A 2,448-nucleotide genomic window follows, 5' to 3' on the forward strand; every position below is an offset into this window, starting at 1 on the left:
GCCGTCAGGCAGAAAATCCACTTAACCCGCTGTGCAGTTTTGCCAGGCCACCTCTCTGTGTGCGTCCTCCGACTTTGTCGGTGGAAATCTCGATCAGGGGCTTACTCGCACTTTCGAAGCAAGACTTATAGCGAGGTTATCAAGTTTACAGAAAAACGATAAACTAGCATAACCTCGCTATAGATCCTCGACGCAACCCTTTCGCGCCTGGCGTCGGCACTCGGCCTCCGGAGTTGGCGGGACGCGATGCGCTGCTTGAGCGCAACGCGGTCGCACTCGACCGGATTCGCGCGGCGCGCGCAGCACGCCCGAGCGTCCTCTATGGTCTGCGCGGTGTGGGCAAGATTGTTTTGCTCACGGTGATGCGTGACGCGGCCGAGGGTGAGGGCATGGCGATCGTTGCTATCGAGGCTCCAGAGAACCGATCCCTTCCCGGTATCCTCGTAGGTCCGGCCCGGATCGTAAGGTTTCGGCACGAACAGATTATAGCGCAGCAGCTTCCCCGTCGCCGGATCATCGAACTCGAACTGACCAAAATCGTCGACGATCAGGTTCTTGACCTGCGTCGTCGCGACGGCGCTTCCGCGGGATTGCGCGACCGTGGCGGAAGCCGGCGGCCAGGTCGTGTCGTAGGTCGGAATGTCGCCGGCCTTGCCGGGACCGCCGCCGCTGCCCTGCGTCGCGACTTTGCGGGCCAGGCCCGCATTTTCGTCTTCCGGCGAAAGCATCACGATGACGAATTTTCCTTCCGGCGCTCGCTCGGCCGGATCGGCAGAGATGCTGGCAAAAACGCTCGTGACGGTGCGTCCTGCCACGTTGAATGACCCCGGCGACAGCTTCGATGCTTTGACCGGCTCGTCATACTCAACCGCAACAGCCGTGAACCTGGCGCCGTCGCCAAAGACTTGGGTGATCGCTGTCGCACCCTTGGCACGTGCCGCCTTGGCCCGCGCCAGCGCGGGCACCGTGATCGCCCCGACTACCCCGCTTCCTACCGCCATGATAAGAAAATTTCGACGTGACTGCATGGTGATTTCCTGTTTCTCCGTCTCTGGTCATCAGGCCGCACTGCAGCAGACGATCACATCTCGCCGTGATCGACACCATCATGTTCATGCAGACCCATTGCATTGATAGCGTCGGCCCGCTGGAGCGGCTATGCATGCTCCCTATCAACAGCCACGGAGGACCATCCAAATGAATAACAATGAACTCGCTGAAAACCTCGCCAGTGCGACCGGTTCGACCAAGGCGGATGCCCGCAAAGCTGTTGAGCTGGTTTTCGCTGCTATCGCCGATGCAGCGGCGAAGGGCGAGGACGTCAGCCTGAACGGTTTCGGCAAGTTCAAGGTGAAGGACGTGCCCGCCCGCCCAGGTCGTAACCCCGCCAATGGCGAGACCATCACGATTGCAGCCTCCCGTAAACTCACCTTCACCGTGGCGAAGGCCGTCAAGGACAAGCTTAACGGCTGATTGCCTGGGGGCGCTTCGTCACCTCTGGATCGAGGCGTCCCTAGCTTCCTCTCGATGGCTCACGCCAGGAGCGCTTCTCGCAGAACAGCCAGACTCGCCTCATGCCTTCCCGGCTGCGCCTCCTGGAACTTGCGGATGTGCATCAGCTTGAACTGCGGCGCCGGTAAGTCGCGGATCGCCGGCAAGGGATAACTTCCCAAACCGGTTCCCCTCCCTCGAAGCTCTCGAGGAACCGGCGATCGTCGGCGACAAGGGTGGCGTGGATCGCATCTACCAGGCGATCGAGCGTCTGCTCGTGATCGTCATAGCTGAAAGGCTCGAAGGGCATTCCCTCGAACTGGGCCTTTAATGTTGCGTCCTGGTCCTTGCGCCTCGGGCGGAGAAGCTCCGCGACCGGACGGCTGTGACTGACCAGAGCCGCGACGAACCCGTGACGAACCTCCGCTGTGAGGCCCTCCCCTCCAGCAGACGCCTCACATCGAACAGATCACGCGGATGCTGCCGGTCGAGCACGGCGCAGATCTTGCCGCCAAAAAGCTCCCCGTGCGAGATGCAGCGCGCCTCGACGAAGGCTTCGAACCTCTCCTGCACGCGATCCGAGCTGGGAAGGTCGCGGAGAGGAAGGAGTTGGCCGCGCAGGGTGGGGTTCACCTCCACCTTGATCTGGGTCTTGTCGCGCTGGCAGTTGAGCTTGATCTCCATTCCTTCCTGGCCCTGTCGCGTCATCGTGACCCGGGTTGGAGGCAGACGCCGCTCGATTTCGGATTTGATCCGAGCAAGCGCCTCACCGATCGCGCGCAAGGACCGGGTGCGGTCCTCGACCGGGAGATAGGTCAGGTCGATATCGACCGATAGCCGCGGAAGATCCCACTCGAACAGGTTGATGGCCGTGCCGCCCTTGAGCGCGAAAACCTCCTCGGCTGTTGATTTCCACTGAGAAGTGACCCGGGTTTTCCATCGAGAAGTGACCCGTCT

General features: G+C 61.4%; 3 protein-coding genes. 1 reads left to right on the forward strand and 2 read right to left on the reverse strand.

Annotated elements, in window-relative coordinates; all coding sequences use genetic code 11:
• Positions 1–125 precede the first annotated feature (125 nt).
• Positions 126–1,028 (reverse strand): hypothetical protein, encoded by a 903-nt coding sequence (locus ACEK02_RS02775; RefSeq protein ID WP_371420276.1) that lies wholly within the window; start codon positions 1,026–1,028, stop codon positions 126–128.
• 169 nt (positions 1,029–1,197) lie between these two features.
• On the opposite strand from ACEK02_RS02775, the gene ACEK02_RS02780 reads away from it, so the two are divergent.
• Positions 1,198–1,473, forward strand: a complete 276-nt coding sequence (locus ACEK02_RS02780) for an HU family DNA-binding protein (RefSeq protein WP_371420277.1) — start codon at positions 1,198–1,200, stop codon at positions 1,471–1,473.
• 345 nt (positions 1,474–1,818) lie between these two features.
• Here ACEK02_RS02780 and ACEK02_RS02785 read toward each other — a convergent pair.
• Positions 1,819–2,448 (reverse strand): nucleotidyl transferase AbiEii/AbiGii toxin family protein (locus tag ACEK02_RS02785; RefSeq protein ID WP_371420278.1); only part of this gene is annotated, 630 nt, incomplete at its 5' end.

The organism is Tardiphaga sp., from assembly GCF_041424195.1.
In the GTDB taxonomy this organism is placed as follows: domain Bacteria; phylum Pseudomonadota; class Alphaproteobacteria; order Rhizobiales; family Xanthobacteraceae; genus Tardiphaga.

Coding starts and splice junctions, on each gene's coding strand:
- ACEK02_RS02775 (WP_371420276.1), bottom strand. CDS start 1,028: ATGCAGTCACGTCGAAATTTTCTTATCATGGCGGTAGGAAGCGGGGTA.
- ACEK02_RS02780 (WP_371420277.1), top strand. CDS start 1,198: ATGAATAACAATGAACTCGCTGAAAACCTCGCCAGTGCGACCGGTTCG.